A 17,124-nucleotide genomic window follows, 5' to 3' on the forward strand; every position below is an offset into this window, starting at 1 on the left:
GATCGGCGACGATCGGTGAGTGAAGGCCGAACAGCGGCCCGCCCGCCTACCGGACCGCTCGGGTGCAGCGCGGCGCGAAGGCGTCGCGCTGCACTTCGACGTCTACGGTGGCGCCGCCACGACGGACATGCTGCTGCCGACCTGGTCCGTCGTGCCGTCGCGGTTCTGGAAGGCGCAGGTGGCGTTCCTGGTCCGGCACTATCGGGTCATCCCCTTCGACGGGCGCGGCGCGGGCCTGTCCAGCCGACCGCGGGGCGCCGCGGCGTTCGCCGATCGAGAGTTCGCGGCCGACGCCCTCGCTGTTCTCGACGCCACGGAGACCGAGCGAGCGGTGCTGGTCGGCTTCTCCTGCGGAGCCACCTGGGCCGTCCACCTGGCCGCCGCACATCCCGATCGAGCCCTCGGCATCGTTGCCATCGCCCCCGCGTGCGGGCTGAAGATCACCCGCCCGGACGTCGAACTCTGCCGCTGGCAAACGACTTTCGACGATCCACGGGATGGCAGAAATATTCGCGGCACAACTGGCCTCACACCGCACCAACGGCTGTGCGTGGTCACCGTCGGCGGAACCGCCGTCGGCGAGCCCTTGTTACGTCGAGTGCTCGAGGCGGCGCCGATCGCGCGCCGACTCCTGCCCGGACTGCAGTTCCTGATCGTCACGGGGCCACGAATCGGCGCTGTGCACAGAAGACGATGTGCACGAGGGACATCCACTGTCCACAGCGACACTCAACCCGCGTGTCGCCAAACCTGCCGACCATTCGCCTCGGCCGGCAACAGAACCCAGAGAAGGGTGAACGAAATGCCATTCGTCAACGTGAAAGTCATCCAGGGCGTTGTTCTCCGCGGAGCAGAAGCAAGACATCGTGCGGAAGGTCACCGACGTCCTGGTCGAGGTCGAGGGTGAGAACATGCGGCCGGTCACCTGGGTGGTGATCGAGGAGGTCCTGGGAGGCGATTGGGGCATCGGCGGAAAGCCGATTCACGTCGCCGATGTGAAGGCACTCGCCGCAGGTCAACCGGTCGGCTAGAGATCGTCGGTTCCCTGCGACACGACCCGAGGGTTCGTTTCGCCGGGCGGGCCCGCACTGATCTACTCGTCGCCCAGCCGCCGCGGACGCGAGGAGCAGATCAGGCAACGCGTCAGGGCTGCCGGAGACGCCACAACCGCAGCGCGAAGTGCACGTCCACGCTGTCCGGCGGGCGCCGCCAGGTCTCGCCCAGAAGGGTGTCCAGTCTGTCGGCTCGCTGACGGACGGTGTTGGCGTGGACGTGCAGGATCCGTGAGACGTCGGCGAGCCGTCCGCCGTGTTCGAGGTACTGCCATGCGGTGAAGCACAACTGGGTGTGATTGCGTACGTCGTACTCCAGGACCGGTCCCAGAACCCGCGCGATGAGGCTGTCGACCCATCTCGCGTCGCGATTGGCGGTGAGCATTCCGGCGATCCCGAGACCGAGCGCGTCTGCATGACCGTGTTCGCGCCCCAACGCGCGCAGGGCGTCGACGACAGCCTCGGCCTCCCGGTGCGCCGTTGCGACGTCACCGATGAAAGAAGCAGTGGCCGTGCCGATCCTGGCATGCGCGCCGCGCCTGAGAAGGGCGCGGTGAACACGGCCGCCGAGCTGACCCTGCGGCTCGGCATGTGCAGCGGTGACGATGCAAACATGTCCCGCATGCGGCGATATCACCGCAGGCGTTGCCGAAAGCGCCTCGCGCAAAGCCGATTGCGTAGCGGGATTGCGCACGTCGCCATCGGCCTGGCACACCGCGATCGTCAACCCGCGTTCGCCATCGACACCGAGTGCCTTGAGCCGGTTGAGAAGGGCTTGGCGTCCGCGTTCGTCGGCAACGATCAAGTCCTCGATCAACTCTGCCTGCGCGCGGCTGTCGGCTTCGGCGATACTTCGCTCGAACAAGAGCACGGTGGTCACGAACACGGCGGCGCGGCCGAGAGCCGCTCGCATCGAGGGAGTTTCAGCACCCACCAGCGTGGCGATGTGTTCCTCCCCCGCCGCCGCGGCCATCAGCAGGAGGGCACCGTCGGCGCCATCGGCGACCGTTGCCCCCTGTGTGCGTTGCGACACCGCGACCTTCACGCTGAGCTCCGGCGAACGAAGTATCCTGCCGTCGATAAGCTCAGTGCCGCCGAGGAATTCGCCCGATGGCGAGTAGACGCCGACCGGGCCGCCCGCGGTCTCCACGAGGACGTCGACGAGACCAGGGAGCCCTGTCGAAGCGATCAATGCCGACGTCAGCCGGTCATCGAGACGTAGCAGCGATTCCAGTTCATGGTGGCGCCTGCGGGTTGTCGATTGGGTGCTGAGAACCTCTGCCTGTACGGCGTTGAGTTCGCGGTTGAGCCGGATCTGTTCGAAAGCGACTCCGGCACAGGTGGCGATGTCGCTGAGCGCCTCGATTGTGGTGTCGGAGAACCGTGCCGACTCTCGATGAGCGACCAGCAGCGCGGCGACCACACGCCCCGCATTGCGGACCGGCACCCCCAGGATCGCCTCAACCCCCTCCAGCCGCACGATCTCGTCGATTTCGGGAAGATGGTTCATCTCGGGGTCGGAGAGGTATGCCGAGGTCTGGACCGGCCGGTTACCCGCGGCAACCGCGCCGAGTACGCCTGTGCCCAGGGGCATCCTGATGTTGCGGTATTCCCCGGTCTCGATGCCTTCGCTGTACGCGATATAGGTCTCGCCGTCGGCCAGGTCGTTGATGCTCAGGTAAGCCATGTCGGTGCCGACGAGCAGCCGGGCTCGGCGAACGATTCCGCGCAGGATGACGTGGCGTTCGCGGACGCTGGTGAGGTCCTCGCCGCACTGGCGGATAACCCGGCGGACTTCGTCGCTGGCCGGTTCACGCAGGGCCTTCATCAACCTCCTTCGAGGGCGCGGTGTCGGCGCAGAGTGTGTCGGTATCACATTTTGAAACTCTGATTATGGCATCTTCGCATATAGCTTCCACATCGCGCCGACCGCATCCTGTGTGTCACCACACAAACAAACGGAGGTTAGCGGTACACATGACAACTCAGATTCCCGCCCCGATGTCACGCGCTGCGTGCATTCCCGACGACAGCGCCGGGAGCACCCGATGAGGATCTGCGGTGCCGTGCTGTCGGAGCCGGGCAGCCCGCGCCCCTTTGCCGATTCCCGGCCCGTGAAGCTGGTCGCGCTCGACCTTGACGAGCCCGGTCCCGGCGAGGTGCTGGTCAAGATCGAGGCGGCCGGGCTGTGTCACTCCGACCTCTCGGTAGTCAACGGAACACGATCTCGCCCCGTGCCGATGGTCCTCGGCCACGAAGCCGCCGGCCGCGTGGTCCGGGTCGGCGAGGGTGTCGACGATCTGCCGGTGGGCCGCCGCGTGGTGATGTCCTTCCTGCCTCGCTGCGGTGAGTGCGCGAACTGTCGGACCGACGGGCGCCTGCCGTGCACACCGGGTTCGGCTTCCAACACCGCCGGTGAACTGTTGGGCGGCGGGCGCCGGCTGCACCACGATGGGCGGCCGGTGAGCCATCACCTCGGCGTGTCGGCGTTCGCCGATCACGCTGTGGTGGACCGGCGTTCAGTCGTCGCCGTCGACGACGACGTGCCGCCTCACGTCGCCGCGGTGCTCGGGTGTGCCGTGCTCACCGGCGGCGGGGCGGTCATCAACGCTGGCAACCCGCAACAGGGTGACACTGTGGTCGTCGTCGGCCTCGGCGGTGTGGGCATGGCGGCATTGATCACCGCCGTGTCGCTGGGGCGGGGAAAGGTCATCGGTATCGATGCCGTCGAGTCAAAGCGCCAACGGGCTCTCGAACTCGGCGCCGATGCCGCTTTCGAGCCTGCCGAGGCGATCGCGGCCGGACTCAGAGCACAGGTGGTCATCGAGGCGGCGGGCAACTCGCGTGCCTTCGAAACCGCATTGGCGGTCACCGACGTCGGCGGTACCACGGTGACCGTTGGCCTACCGGCGCCGCAAGACACCAGCACGGTCTCACCGCTGACCCTGACGGCCGAGGCACGCGTCATCGTGGGCAGCTACCTGGGGTCGGCGGTACCCGCGCGCGACATTCCGATGTACGCGCAGCTGTGGCGTGAGGGCCGCCTGCCGGTGGAGTCACTGATTTCGTCGACCATCGGCCTCGACGAGATCAACTCCGCTATGGACCACCTTGCCGACGGCGAAGCGATTCGGCAGATCATCCTCTTCGAGAAGGAAACCACCCGATGACGACAAGACATATCGAGGAAAACCGCCTGCTCGACATCGTGCCGACAGGACTGCTGATCGGCGGTCAATGGCGTGAGAGTCGTTCGGGTGCAAGGTTTTCTGTCACCGACCCGGCCACCGGGTCCACCTTGACGACGGTGGCCGACGCCGGGGCCGCCGATGCCGCGGACGCACTCGACGCCGCGGTCACCGCGCAGCGCGACTGGGCCGCGACGGCGCCGCGGACACGTGGGGAGATCCTGCGCCGCGCCTTCGACGCCGTTCATGCCCGCGCCGACGACTTCGCGCTGCTGATGACACTCGAGATGGGCAAGTCGCTGTCCGAGTCCGCGGGCGAGGTTCGCTACGGCGCGGAATTCCTGCGCTGGTTCAGTGAAGAGGCAGCCAGGATCGACGGACGCTACGCGACCGCGCCCGACGGCGGCTCTCGCCTACTGATCACCAAAAGACCTGTCGGGCCCTGCCTGCTGATCACACCGTGGAACTTTCCCCTTGCCATGGTCACCCGTAAGGTCGCGCCGGCCATCGCCGCAGGCTGCACCATGATCGTCAAGCCCGCCGATCTCACACCGCTGACCGCGCTGCTGCTCGCGCAGGTGCTTACGGATGCCGGACTGCCGCCCGGCGTCCTCAACGTCGTCACCACCTCCTCCGCCGCGGCGACCACCGCACCGTTGCTCGGCGATCCGCGGCTGCGAAAGCTGTCCTTCACCGGCTCAACCGAAGTCGGCCGCACCCTGTTGAAGCAGGCGTCGGACACCGTGCTGCGCACCTCGATGGAGCTGGGCGGAAACGCACCGTTCCTCGTGTTCGACGACGCCGACCTCGACGCCGCCGTCGAAGGCGCGCTCGCCGCGAAACTCCGAAACGCCGGCGAAGCGTGCACGGCCGCCAACCGGTTCATCGTCCACGAGTCCGTCGCCGATGCGTTCGCCGCTGCGCTCGCCGAACGCTTCGCCGCGAAGATGGTCGGCCGGGGAACCGAGGACGGCGTCGAGATCGGGCCGCTGATCAACGAGCGCAGCCGGGAGAAGGTGCAATCCCTTGTGGACGACGCCGTCCAGCGCGGCGCGTCGGTACTCACCGGAGGTGCTCCCGTCGCCGGGGACGGGTATTTCTATCAGCCGACGGTGCTCACCGGAATCCCCGCATCGGCCCGGCTGCTCACCGAGGAGATCTTCGGTCCGGTCGCCCCGATCACCGTCTTTCGCACCGAGGACGAAGCGATCGAGGCCGCCAACGCGACACCGTTCGGGTTGGCGGCCTACGTGTACACCCGCGACCTGGGCCGAACAATCCGGCTGACGGAACGGCTGGAGACCGGCATGCTCGGCGTCAACACCGGCATCGTGTCGAACCCGGCCGCACCCTTCGGCGGTGTGAAGCAATCCGGCCTCGGCCGCGAGGGCGGCGTCGAGGGAATCGAGGAGTACCTCGAGACCATGTACGTCGGGATCGCTTCACCCACAGACTAATTCATCCGTTCACACCGGCCACTGTCAGCAGTTCGCCGGCCGTATCAACCTGCCCGAGGAGATGTTCATGAGTTCACCAACCCGCGATCACGACCGCACTGCGGCGAAACGCTCGCTGCAGTCAGGAACCATCGGGGCCATCGTCGAATGGTACGAGTACACCATCTACGGAACGACAGCCGCGCTGGTGTTCGGCACGCTGTTCTTCCCGCAGTTCGAGCCGGGTATCGGCCAGATCGCCGCCCTCGCGTCGTTCGGCGTCGGGTTCCTGGCCCGGCCACTGGGCGCTGTGGTCGCCGGTCATCTCGGCGACCGGATCGGCAGGAAATCCACACTCATCCTTACCTTTTCGGTGATGACGGTGGCGACCGCGCTCATCGGGCTGCTGCCGACGTACGACCAGATCGGTCTCGCCGCACCCATCGTGCTGTGCCTGCTACGCCTTGCGCAGGGCTTTGCGGTCGGCGGTGAATGGGGCGGCGCGGCGATCATCGCCGTGGAAAGCGCCCCACGCGCCCGCCGCGGCTACTTCGGCTCCTGGCCGCAGATCGGGGTGTCCGCGGGGCTGCTGCTCGGCTCTGCGGCCATCATTCTGGCGACCACCGTCTCCGGCGATGAATTCACTCAATGGGGTTGGCGGATACCGTTCTTGCTGAGCATCCCGCTCACCGCGGTGGGATTCTTCATCCGGTTGCGGGCCCTGGAAAGTCCGACGTTTCTCGCAGAGAAGGCGCGCCAGGAGGCGGTTGCGGAAGAGCAGAAGGCGCCGTTCCTCGTTCTCGTGCGAGAGCATCGCCGTGCGCTGCTGATCGCCATCTTCGGCCGGTTCGCAGAGGCCGGAAACTATTACCTGTTCACCACTTTCGCGCTGAGCTACGTCACCGCCAACCTCGGCGTCTCACGGGGTATCGGCCTGATCGCGTCGATGATCGGTGCCGCGGCCAACATCGCCATGATCCCGGTGTACGGACGGCTCTCCGATGCCATCGGTCGCCCCCGCAGTTTCCTGATCGGCGGCGCGTGCATCGTCGCCACCGCGGCACCGATCTTCCTGTTGCTGCAGACCGGCCAGACGTGGGCGATCATCGCGGGAACCATGCTCTTCATGGGACTGGGGCACGCCATGGTCTACGCGCAGCTGCCCGCGCTCTACTGCGAGCTGTTCCCGACCGCGGTGCGGTACTCAGGCATCTCGATCGGCTATCAGATGGCGGCGATCCTGTTGTCGAGCTTCACGCCCGTGCTGGCCAGCACGCTGTTGCTGTGGTCGGGCGGCAGCCTGTGGCCGGTGATCCTGTTCGCGATCGGCACCACCGTGATCGCCATGATCGCCGTGTCATTCGCTCCGGACCGCAGGGCGGTCGATCTCGACGACATCGGCGCACCGGCACCCGCGGACACCGGCGGAGGGCTGCGCGTCCCGCGGTGATGTCTAACTCCGTTTGAACCGACGCGCCTCGGCCTCCCATTGGCACGAACAACGTGAGCGAGATGGCGAGCGAGCGCGTCGGGCTGCGGTCGAGATCCACCGCCAGATAGTGGCATCCACGTACACGACTCGCCGACGAACGCTCCCTCCCGCCAAGGAGACCCGCCCGGCAGCGCACGGCCACTTCCCGAGATATCTTGTGGCACACGGGTAGCAATCACGCCGGAGTCGATGCTGGTGAGTGAGGACGAGACAGCCATGAGCAGCCGCGGCGCGGACCCCCACACCGCCCCGCGGTCCGGCGTGGCGGCATGGGCACTGTGGGACTGCGGCGCGACGGGCGTGAACGCCGTCGTCGTCACGTTCGTCTTCTCCGTCTACCTCACCGAGCAAGTCGGTTCGGGGCTGCCCGGCTCCAGCACGCCCGCAAGCTGGCTCGGTCAAGCGCTGACGATTGCCGGGCTGTCCGTCGCGCTGCTGGCGCCGGCGACCGGTGTTTGGGTGAACGCACCGAACCGACGCCGCACGGCCCTCACCGTCCTCACGGGCCTGGTAGTGGCGCTGACGGCGGCGATGAGCCTGATCCGGGCCGACTATCACTACTTGCTACCTGGCCTGGCGCTGCTCGCGTGCACCGCAGCGTGCAGCGACCTGGCGACCGTGCCGTACAACGCCATGCTCAGGCAGGTGTCGACCGAGGAGAACTCGGGACGAGTCTCCGGGCTGGGATTGGCCGCCGGATTTCTGGGCAGCGTGCTGCTGCTGATGATCGTGTACGCCGGCTTCATCCAGGGTGACGGCGACACCCGCGGTCTACTGGAAATCGGGGCGCACGACGGCGACAACGTGCGGGCGTCGATGTTGCTCGTCGCGGGCTGGATGGCGCTGTTCGCCTGGCCACTGCTGATCTCCGCACGCGCGCATGCCCCCGTCGAGGAGCACCCTCAGGTCGGGTTCCTCGGCGCCTATCGTGCGCTGTGGGATGAGCTGAAGGGCGAATGGCGCCGCGACCGCAACGTCATCTACTACCTGTTGGCCAGTGCGGTGTTCAGGGACGGACTGACGGGTGTGTTCACCTTCGGCGCGGTGCTCGGCGTCGGCGTCTACGGGCTGTCGCCCGCCGACGTGCTGGTGTTCGGCGTCTGCGCAAGCACCGTCGCCGCAATTGGGGCCTTCCTTGGAGGCCGACTCGACGACGCGGTGGGTTCCAAGCGTGTCATCACGGGGTCACTCACCGCGATGATCGGTGTCGGACTGGCCCTGCTGGCATCATCCGGACCGCAAGCGTTCTGGATTTGCGGCCTGCTGCTGTGTCTGTTCATCGGCCCGACCATGGCTTCCGCCCGGGCACTGATGCTGCAACTGTCTGCGGAAGGCAAGGAAGGGGTGGCATTCGGCCTATACACCACAACCGGGCGGGCGGCGTCGTTCCTGGCGCCGTGGATGTTCTTCACCTTCATCGACGCGTTCGATGCCGAGCGGGCCGGGTTGGCTGGACTGGGCCTCGTGCTGGCGGTAGGTCTGACGGCGATGATCATGGTGCGTGTGCCGCGCGGGGCGCACTAGCCGTCATGTGGTTCACGCTCCTCATGATGGCTGTTGCCGTCAGCCTGGAACCGTTCCGGATGGGGGCGACGGTCCTGATGATCAACCGGCCCCGCCCCCTTCTGCAGTTGCTCGCCTTCCTCACCGGCGGCTTCGCGATGGGCATCACGGTGGGCATCGTCGTGCTGTTCGTCCTGCGACCGGCCATGAGGTCGGCCCATTTCACCCTCCCCAGGGTGCAGATCGTCATCGGTGCGCTACTGCTGGGCTACGCCGCGGTGCTGGCAACGGGCCTGCTGGATCGACGCGGCGGCGAATCGACGGGCCCGGCTGCACGGGTATTCGCACCGCTCGCAATGCGGGCCCGACAACTGCTCTACGGCCATTCACTGTGGACGGCTGGCGTCGCGGGCCTGGGCATCGCGCTGCCATCGGTCGACTATCTGGCCGTACTGGCGCTCATCGCCGCCTCCGGTGTCGCGGCGACAGTCCAGGTCGGAGCCCTGTTGATGTTCAATATGGTGGCGTTCGCATTCGTGGAGATCCCGCTGATCTGCTACCTGGTGGCTCCCGCCCGCACCCGCGAAACGCTGGCGGCGCTGCAGGATTGGCTACGGTCCCGGCGCCGCCGCGCGGTCACCGTCCTGTTGGTCGTCGTCGGTTGCGTGCTACTCGGCGCGGGGTTGGTTGGGCTCTGACGGTGGGAGAGACAGCTAGGCGTCCAACCGGACGAACTGGCTCTGCCGGTACTGCTCGACGCACGCGGCGCGGCGAATCTTCCCGCTCGTCGTGGTCGGGATCGACCCCGCAGGCACCAGGACGAGATCCCCGACGTACAGGCCGTGCACATTCGATATCGCGGCGGTGACTTCGCTCTTGATCTCGCTGAGCCGGTGCGCCGGCTCGGTGGAGTCACCCGCCTTCTTGACCTCGATGACGGTGACCAGCTTCTCGGTGCTGTCAGCGCCGTTAGCGGTGACCGATATCGCCGCAACCCGGCCGCGGGTGATTTCCTGGACCGTCGCCTCGATGTCCTCGGGATAGTAGTTGCGGCCACGGATGATCAGCAGATCCTTGATGCGGCCGACGATGAACAACTCACCCTCGGAGATGAAACCCAGGTCACCGGTTCTCAGCCAGGGTCCGTCCGGCGTGCCTGGCGACGGGTCGACCAGCGTCGCGCCGAAGCACCGCTGCTGTTCCGGCGGTTTACGCCAGTAGCCGTCGGCGACGTTGGCGCCGTGCACCCAGATCTCGCCGACCAACCCCGATGGGCACGCACGGCAGGTGTCGCTGTCGACGATCCGCAGCGTAGGTGATTGCGGCACCTTGTATTTCACAAGCGCAGTGGTTTGCCCAGCTGCCGTGCCGGTTGCGGTTGCGGTTGCGCGCCGCACCACGCGGCCCGCTGACAACTCGTCGGTGCCGAAGTGGGCGGCCGGCGACGATTCGCTCCAGGTACCGCTCGTCACGAAGACGGTCGCCTCCGCCAAACCGTACGACGGACGGATCATGTGGTCGCGAAAGTTGAAGTGCGAGAACCGGTCAACGAAGCGCCGCAACGTCGCCGACTCGACCCGCTCGGCACCGCTGATGATGCCGAGCACCCCGCCGAGGTCCAGCCCGGCCAGGTCGCTGTCCTCGGTCTTCCGGGTGGCCAGATCAAACGCAAAGTTGGGCGCCGACGACCACGCGTGCGGATTCTCGGCGAGAGCCCGCATCCAGCGGGCCGGCCGTTCCAGGAACGCCACCGGGCTGGTCAGCACCGCGTGAAAGCCACCGAGGATCGGGGCGCAGACGCCGAGTACCAAACCCATGTCGTGATAGAAGGGCAGCCAGGACACCATCGTGGTGTCCTGGGGAACGGTGATGCCCGAATCCGCGAAGTAGCTGCGCATCAACTGGGCAAAATTCACCTCGAGGTTGCGATGGGACAGCATGACCCCGGTCGGCGTTCGGGTCGAACCCGAGCTGTATTGCAGATACGCGATGCTGGGCGCGTCGGCGATCTCGATACCCGATCCGCCGCCCGATCCGCCCCCCGATCCACCGAAGTGTTCGCGGGCGTCCAGATCCAACCTGTCGATTTCGACGATCTTGGGTGCGGTGTCCAGCCGCGACTGGTCGACATAGTCACCGACGTCTCCGGCAACCCCCGAGGTGGTGAGGACGACCGACGGCGACGTGTCGGCCAGGACCGCGCCCACCCGCTCGTCGTTCGCACCGCGATGCGGCAGTGGCAGCGGCACAGCGATGAGTCCTGCCTGCATGGCTCCCAGGAAAGCCACGATGTAGTCCAGGCTCTGCGGAGCCAGGATCACCGCCCTGTCACCGACCGACGCACGCATGCTGAGTTCACGCGCCAGATTCCACGTCCGGCGCGACAGTTGTGACCAGGTGAGCGTCTCGGAGGTCCCCGTCGGCACGGTGTAATCGGTGAACGTGAAGGCCGCGTCGTCGGGACGCAGGCTGGCACGTCCATGCAGCATCGAGAGAACGGTGGACGGGGACATCGGCGGTGTCAGCGCGGGCCGGTGGCGAACGTGGACAGGACGACGTTGACGAGCTCCGACATCGGATCGGTGCCGCCGCCGAACGTCGCCTCGTTCGCCGGTGCGGTGACCTCGAGCGGATCGAAGCCGTGCACCGGATCCACCTGGACCGGAGCGGTCGCCGGGTCGTCGTTGCGTGAGTAGCCCGCATTCACCCGGGGCAGCAGTATCGCGTCGAGACGATTCAGCGTGTCCTTGTCGTACCCGAGGTACTTGAAGGGCAGCACAAGCGGAAGGTGCTCCTCGGGAATCAGGTACGTCGTCGTCGTCGCACCCTTGGAGTTGACGGTCGTCCTGATGTTCTGCGGTGGCACCATGCTCGGGTTGGTGAACGCCACCGCGGTGTGGCCGGTGGCCAGACCCGCGATCGAGTTGGCGAGCGCGAACAGGTTGTCGGGGCGGTCGGGGAAGTCGGCGATGCTGTCGTAGGCGGAGACGAACTGGTCGGTGTGGTACTGGCTTTCGACCGGAGCCGGTATGCGGTAGTCCATCGAGGGCACGACGCTGCCAACGGGGAACATCTGGGTGAGGAAACTCTCGCCGAAGGGGTGTATGGCGATGGGGTCGCCGAACGTCGCGAACTTCAGTTGGTCCGGCGGCGGTGCCGCCGGGTCGTTGGCGAGCTGCGCCTTGACGGCGTTGAGCACCAGCGCTCCCTCGGACAATCCCATCGCCCGTCCGGGGCCGCCGTTGCGGATGGCGGCGATGAGGTTTCCCTCGCCCTCGTCGACCGACTCGCCGATGCTGGGGCCGTCGAGCCCCAGGCCGGGATAGATCTCCTCGCCCAATGCGCCGATGCCGGGAAGCAAGCGTTCGAGGGTGTGCCCCTGGACCTGTCCGGCCGGATAGTCGACCTTCGTCCGCTTCATGCCCGGGAACCAGTCCTCGCCGGTCATGCGGATGTACTCGTCATAGGGGATGCCGAGAACGTGGGCGCCGCCCAACGCGTATGCGGTGCCGGTGTCGGCCGGCACCAGGGGCGGCGGAGCGGGGGCAGGCGGCGCCGGGGGCCGGGTTTCGTCGGCGATCGCAGGGCCGACGCCGAAAGCACCTGTGACACCGGCAGTTACCAGCACCGCAAGTCCTGCGCGGAGCTTCTTCATCCCTACTCCTGACCGCTGTGCGTCGTTTCGTAGTCTCACATACATCACGGGCGTGCGCTAACCCACCGGTCCGGCGGTTTCGCCCGAAGACAGGGCCGCCGACGGGGATGACCGGGACGTCGGGGACGACCGGGTCGCGTCCACCCGCGATGGCCACCAGTTCGCCCGCCCGACCAGCGCCGCTATCGCCGGCACCGTGACGGTGCGCACCACGAAGGTGTCCAGCAGAATTCCCACCCCGATCACGAAACCGCCCTGGATCACGATGCCGATGCTGGAGAACAACAGACCGGCCATCGAAGCGGCGAAGATCAGACCCGCCGCGGTGATCACGCCGCCGGTCGTGCTCAGGGTACGGATGATCCCGTGACGGACGCTGTGCGGCGACTCGTCGCGCATCCGCGACACGAAAAGCATGTTGTAGTCGGCGCCCACGGCGATCAGCACCACGAAGGCCAACGGGGGCACGCTCCAGTGCAACTGCTGGCCGAGCAGGATTTGGAACACCAGCACGCCGATGCCGATCGCCGCGAAATACGAAATCACCACGGACCCGACGAGATACAGCGGCGCGACGATCGCACGCAGCAGCGCCATCAGCGTCAGCAGGACGACGATCAGCGTCGCGATGATGATGAACCGGATGTCCTGCTGGTAGTAGTCACGCGTGTCGCGCAGCGCGGCGGGAAACCCGCCCATCGAGACGGTGGCGTCGGCCAGTGCGGTGTTGGGCTGAGCGCCCCGAGCGACGTCGCCGATCTGATTGACCTGATCCATCGCCTCGGAGCTGAACGGGTTGAGTTTGGTTTGCACCAGGTATCGCACGGAGTGGCCGTCCGGCGAGATGAACGCCTGGGCTGCCTTCTGGAAATCCGGCAGACCCAGCACCTGTTCGGGGATGTTGAACCCGGCCTGCGACGGATCGGCAGCGTTGCTCTTCATGTTCAGCAGGAATACCGATGCCTCGTCGAGTCCGGCGGCGATCACCTTGACCTGCTCGACGAGCTCGTCGACGCCGGCGGCTACCTGCTGGCTCCCGCCGGCCAGCCGGTCGGCGCCTTGGCGCAGCTCGGACAGGCCCGCCTGCGCGCCGCCGGGCCTGTTCAGCCCCATGGTCTGGACGGCATCCGCGACCGTCGCCAGTGCGCGGTTGAGCTTGTTCACCGACGCGGTCAGCGTCTGTCCGCCACCGAAACCCTGCAGCTGCTGGGCGGCATCGTTGATCTGGTTGAGACTTCCGTCGTTACGCGCGGCGGCGAGCCGCTCGAACTGTTGACGGGTCGCGGCGCACGAGGGATCGGCGTCGCATACCTGGTTGCCCTGCAGCGCCGTCAGGACCGGCCCGATCCAGGCGAACACATCCCTCACGGCGGAGAAGTTCACACCCATCGAATTGCCGAGCTCGTTGATCCCGTCGACGAGCTTGGCGGCGGTGTCGACGTCGCGCACCAGCTTGTCGCCACCATATTGGGTTCGCACCGAGGTGAGCGCGTTGAGCAGGCTCTGGATACTCGGCGCGATCTTGTTGACCTGGCTGCGCACGTCGGCGAGGCTGTCGGCCACCGTGTTGGCCCCGGCCGTCAGCCGATTCAGGTCGCCGGTGCGCTGGCCGATCTGGGTGGAGCCGTCGGCCAGCCGGGAACCGACAAGACCCGCCTGATAGGTGGCCCTGAATTCGGGCGGCACCTCGCCCAGGGGCCGGGTGATGCCGCTGACGAGACCGACGTCGGGCAACTGGGCGACACGCGAAGCGAGCTGCTCCAGGTCGGCGAGGGCACGCGGGGTGCGCAGATCATGCGGCGACTGGATGAGGATGTATTCGGGAATGGACTGGCTGATCGGAAAATGTCGCTCCAGCGCGGCGTACCCGACCGAACTCGGCGCCGAGGCCGCCACTGCCTTGCGGTCGTCATAGTTGTACTGCGCGAAGATCGCGACGCTGGCGAGCAGGTTCAACAGCAGCAGGCTGGCCACCAGGTGGCGCACCGGGTTGCGCACGATGCGGATACCCGAACGGCGCCAGAACTGGGCGGTCAGTTCGCGCCGTGGGTTCACCCAGCCGCGCGGGCCCGCAAGCACCAGGATCGCGGGCAACAGGGTAAGCCCGGCGAGGTAGGCGACGCCGATCCCGATCGCCGATGACACACCGACCGTTTTGAACACGCCCATCTTGGCGAAGCTCAGGAGAAGGAAGGTGATGCCCACCGTGGCCGCCGAAGCGCTGATCACCTTCCCGATCGAGACCATCGCCGCCTTGACCGCCTCGTCGGAATCCGCACCCGAGCGCAGATAGTCGTGATATCGGCTGATCAGGAAGACCGCGTAATCCGTTCCCGCGCCTGCCATGATCGCGCTCAGGAAGATGACGGACTGGTTCGACACGCCCGACCCGGTCAGCATCGAATACGCCGCCACCAGCGCCTGCGCAATCAGCAGGGACGACCCGATCGTCACCAACGGGAGCATCATCGTGACCGGGTTGCGGTAGACCACCAGCAGCACACCGAGAACCAGGACGGCGATAGCGATCTCGATCGGCAGGCGGTCCCGCTGACCCGCAACCGTGAGGTCGGCGACCGTGGCCGCCGGACCGGTGAGATGCACCTCCAGCGGGCCTTGCTGTTGCGGGACGGTGTGCTCGACGATGTCGGCCACGCGGTTGAACGACTCGAAGGACCGCGGCGTGCCCAACTCCCCCGCCAGACCCACGGGAAGCACCCAGGTCGTCTTGTCCTCACTGGTCAGGAACTGGCGCAGTTGGGGCGTGCTGACGAAATCCTGCACGCTCACGACGTCCGTCGTGTTGTCGCGCAGCGCGTCCACGAGCTTGCGGTACACCGCCTCGTCAGCGGGGCCCAGCCCGTTCTCGTTGATCAGCGCCACCAACAGGAGGTCGTCGTTGCCCGATTCGTGAAACGCCTCGGTCATCTTCTTGGCGGCGACGCTCGACGGCGCGTCGCTGGGCAGGATCGCGAGCGGATGCCGCTGGGACATCTCGGCCAGCGACGGGAACGCCAGCGGCAGCGCAACCGCCAACGCGACCCAGATCCCGATCACCGCCCAGGGCCAGCGCGCCACCACCTCGGCTAGCCGTCGCATACCAACCCGGCCCCCAAATCGCGGAACGCAGAAAGTCTGCCCATCGAACTGTCCTCGCCTATGCGACCCGTCCCCAATGCCCGCTGTGGGCGACCCGTGCGGACACCGACCTCATCGCCTCGATGTATCGGGTGACCGATTTCCGGGCAACCGGATTGTCGGGGTGCATGATCGCCATGACCGTCCCCTCCCCGTAACGGAATATGTAGATCGTCAACTGGTAGGAGAAACGCCCGTCGGGGTAAATCCCGATGTTGTTCGCGAGGCCCATGTCAGCCGCGGCGAGGATCGCGTTGAGCGGGGCGGCGCCACCGTGCAGGAAATTCGAGACCGGAAAGTTCGGCCGGGGCCAGTTCAGCCACGGGGCCAATTCCAGCACGCGGTAGTACGGAACTCTCGACATGTCCAGGCTCGAATCGAAAGCGGCCTGCGCCGCCCAGGCGGCGTCGCTGAATGAGGTCGCCGCTACCGGGACGGTGATGGGGATCAGGCCGGTAAACCACCCCTGCGTCATGAAATTGTCGCCGGCGGTGCGGGAATCCCTCGGGGTGAGCCCGTAATACGTGAGCGCACCGGTGAATTCGTGCTCGACGAGGCCCAGGCAAGCGAATAAGCCACCGACGAAGCGTGCGCCTGCCGCGGTGCAGGCCGATTCGAAGCGTTCCGTCTGCGCGACGTCCATCAGGACCATCGAGGTCATGTCGCTGCTGGTGGAGGTGTTCGGGTCGCCCAGTGGCAGCGGAAACTCGGGAAAGCCGTCGTTGTTGTTCTCAGCGAATTCGATCCAGGCGCGTACGCCCGGGGAATCGAGCGTCAACGCGGATGTGTGTTCCCGCTCGCGGACACAGAAATCATCGAAGCTGCCGGCATCGGGAAGGATGAGCGCCGGGCCCCCGCCACTGAGCGCCGAATACATTCCGTTGGCTTCCAGCATCGTCGTGCCGATCAACGTCGCGTCCCCGTGTACGTGATCGATGGCGGCAAAAAACGTGAAAAACCCGTCGTTCTGAACGACCCCGAAGGTGAAGCAGCCCCACTCCAACGGACTCGGAATGGCCACGACGTGCGCATGAATTTCCTCAGCCGTCATGGCGCCCTGATCGATCGGCGTGAATTCGATATCGGCCGGATCCTCGATGGCGTGCCGGACGAACTCCCCGTCACCGGTCTGTTCGAACCAGCTGCGAAATGTGTCGTGCCGTCGTAGATATGCATTGACGGCGCGATCCATGGCGGCGATGTCGCATTGGCCGGCCACCTCGCAGCTGGCGATGATCTGCCGGGAGAAGTTCAGTCCTGCGGACGTCCGTTCGCTGTAGTTACGAAGGTGCTGGCCCTGCATGTGGCTGATCGGCACGGAGCTCGCCGGCGCCCGCTGCGCCTTCTCGGCGGACGCGGCTGTCGGATGCCAGGACGTGACCGACCCCGGACTCACCGACCATTCATCAAGCGCGCCAATCGTGATCTTTCCGATGCGCAAGACGTGGTCCTTTCCGTACCCCCCGCTTGGCCGGCCCGCGGCCGGCATCACACGTGGCCGCCCCAACATACCCCCGGTGTGTGGGCAGCCGCCCGATACGGGCGACCGCACAGCCAGCAACGCCGCGCGAGCCGCGGCCGCGCGTGAAATAGTGTCCGACGGGGGGTGAGGTGGCATTCGCGCGCGCGTCCGATGCGCGACAGATGTCAGCGGGTCACA

At 66.6% G+C, this 17,124-nt stretch carries 12 protein-coding genes; 7 read left to right on the forward strand and 5 right to left on the reverse strand.

Annotation, left to right across the window (positions count from 1 at the left end; translation table 11 throughout):
- Positions 1–127 precede the first annotated feature (127 nt).
- Together ADBZ6K_RS15695 and ADBZ6K_RS15700 are read left to right on the forward strand one after the other, a co-directional pair.
- Positions 128–907 carry an alpha/beta fold hydrolase gene (locus ADBZ6K_RS15695; RefSeq protein WP_526348258.1) on the forward strand — a complete coding sequence of 260 codons (780 nt, stop codon included), beginning with the start codon at positions 128–130 and terminating at the stop codon, positions 905–907.
- A complete protein-coding gene (locus tag ADBZ6K_RS15700) occupies positions 867–1,031 on the forward strand; it encodes a tautomerase family protein (RefSeq protein WP_526348260.1) in 165 nt (54 codons plus the stop codon). Before ADBZ6K_RS15695 ends, ADBZ6K_RS15700 begins: the two co-directional genes overlap by 41 nt.
- Positions 1,032–1,143: 112 nt before the next feature.
- Here the strand turns inward: ADBZ6K_RS15700 and ADBZ6K_RS15705 are convergent, their stop codons facing one another.
- Complete coding sequence (locus tag ADBZ6K_RS15705) at positions 1,144–2,880, reverse strand: helix-turn-helix domain-containing protein (RefSeq protein WP_526348262.1); 1,737 nt, start codon at positions 2,878–2,880, stop codon at positions 1,144–1,146.
- 220 nt (positions 2,881–3,100) lie between these two features.
- Between ADBZ6K_RS15705 and ADBZ6K_RS15710 the strand changes: the two genes are divergently transcribed.
- The 5 genes from ADBZ6K_RS15710 to ADBZ6K_RS15730 all read left to right on the forward strand — a co-directional run bounded on the left by ADBZ6K_RS15710 (position 3,101) and on the right by ADBZ6K_RS15730 (position 9,369).
- On the forward strand, positions 3,101–4,222 hold the full coding sequence (locus tag ADBZ6K_RS15710) for an alcohol dehydrogenase catalytic domain-containing protein (protein WP_526348264.1): 1,122 nt from the start codon (positions 3,101–3,103) through the stop codon (positions 4,220–4,222).
- Positions 4,219–5,697 carry an NAD-dependent succinate-semialdehyde dehydrogenase gene (locus ADBZ6K_RS15715; RefSeq protein ID WP_526348266.1) on the forward strand — a complete coding sequence of 493 codons (1,479 nt, stop codon included), beginning with the start codon at positions 4,219–4,221 and terminating at the stop codon, positions 5,695–5,697. Before ADBZ6K_RS15710 ends, ADBZ6K_RS15715 begins: the two co-directional genes overlap by 4 nt.
- 67 nt (positions 5,698–5,764) lie before the next feature.
- Complete coding sequence (locus ADBZ6K_RS15720; RefSeq protein WP_526348268.1) at positions 5,765–7,126, forward strand: MFS transporter; 1,362 nt, start codon at positions 5,765–5,767, stop codon at positions 7,124–7,126.
- 258 nt (positions 7,127–7,384) lie between these two features.
- Complete coding sequence (locus ADBZ6K_RS15725) at positions 7,385–8,692, forward strand: MFS transporter (protein ID WP_526348270.1); 1,308 nt, start codon at positions 7,385–7,387, stop codon at positions 8,690–8,692.
- Between the two features lie 5 nt (positions 8,693–8,697).
- Positions 8,698–9,369 carry a GAP family protein gene (locus ADBZ6K_RS15730; protein ID WP_526348272.1) on the forward strand — a complete coding sequence of 224 codons (672 nt, stop codon included), beginning with the start codon at positions 8,698–8,700 and terminating at the stop codon, positions 9,367–9,369.
- A gap of 15 nt (positions 9,370–9,384) precedes the next feature.
- Here the strand turns inward: ADBZ6K_RS15730 and ADBZ6K_RS15735 are convergent, their stop codons facing one another.
- The 4 genes from ADBZ6K_RS15735 to ADBZ6K_RS15750 are packed head-to-tail and all read right to left on the reverse strand — an operon-like array spanning position 9,385 to position 16,905.
- A complete protein-coding gene (locus tag ADBZ6K_RS15735; protein ID WP_526348274.1) occupies positions 9,385–11,184 on the reverse strand; it encodes a fatty-acid--AMP ligase in 1,800 nt (599 codons plus the stop codon).
- Between the two features lie 8 nt (positions 11,185–11,192).
- Complete coding sequence (gene pe / locus ADBZ6K_RS15740; protein ID WP_526348276.1) at positions 11,193–12,326, reverse strand: acyltransferase PE; 1,134 nt, start codon at positions 12,324–12,326, stop codon at positions 11,193–11,195.
- A gap of 57 nt (positions 12,327–12,383) precedes the next feature.
- The gene (locus ADBZ6K_RS15745; protein ID WP_526348278.1) at positions 12,384–15,425 is read right to left on the reverse strand and encodes an MMPL/RND family transporter; all 3,042 of its coding nucleotides are present in this window, start codon (positions 15,423–15,425) and stop codon (positions 12,384–12,386) included.
- A gap of 58 nt (positions 15,426–15,483) precedes the next feature.
- Entirely contained in the window at positions 15,484–16,905 is a 1,422-nt protein-coding gene (locus ADBZ6K_RS15750) for a condensation domain-containing protein (RefSeq protein ID WP_526348280.1), read from the reverse strand.
- Between the last annotated feature and the right edge of the window lie 219 nt (positions 16,906–17,124).

The sequence above is a fragment of the Mycobacterium sp. genome (assembly GCF_044223235.1).
Lineage (GTDB): Bacteria > Actinomycetota > Actinomycetes > Mycobacteriales > Mycobacteriaceae > Mycobacterium.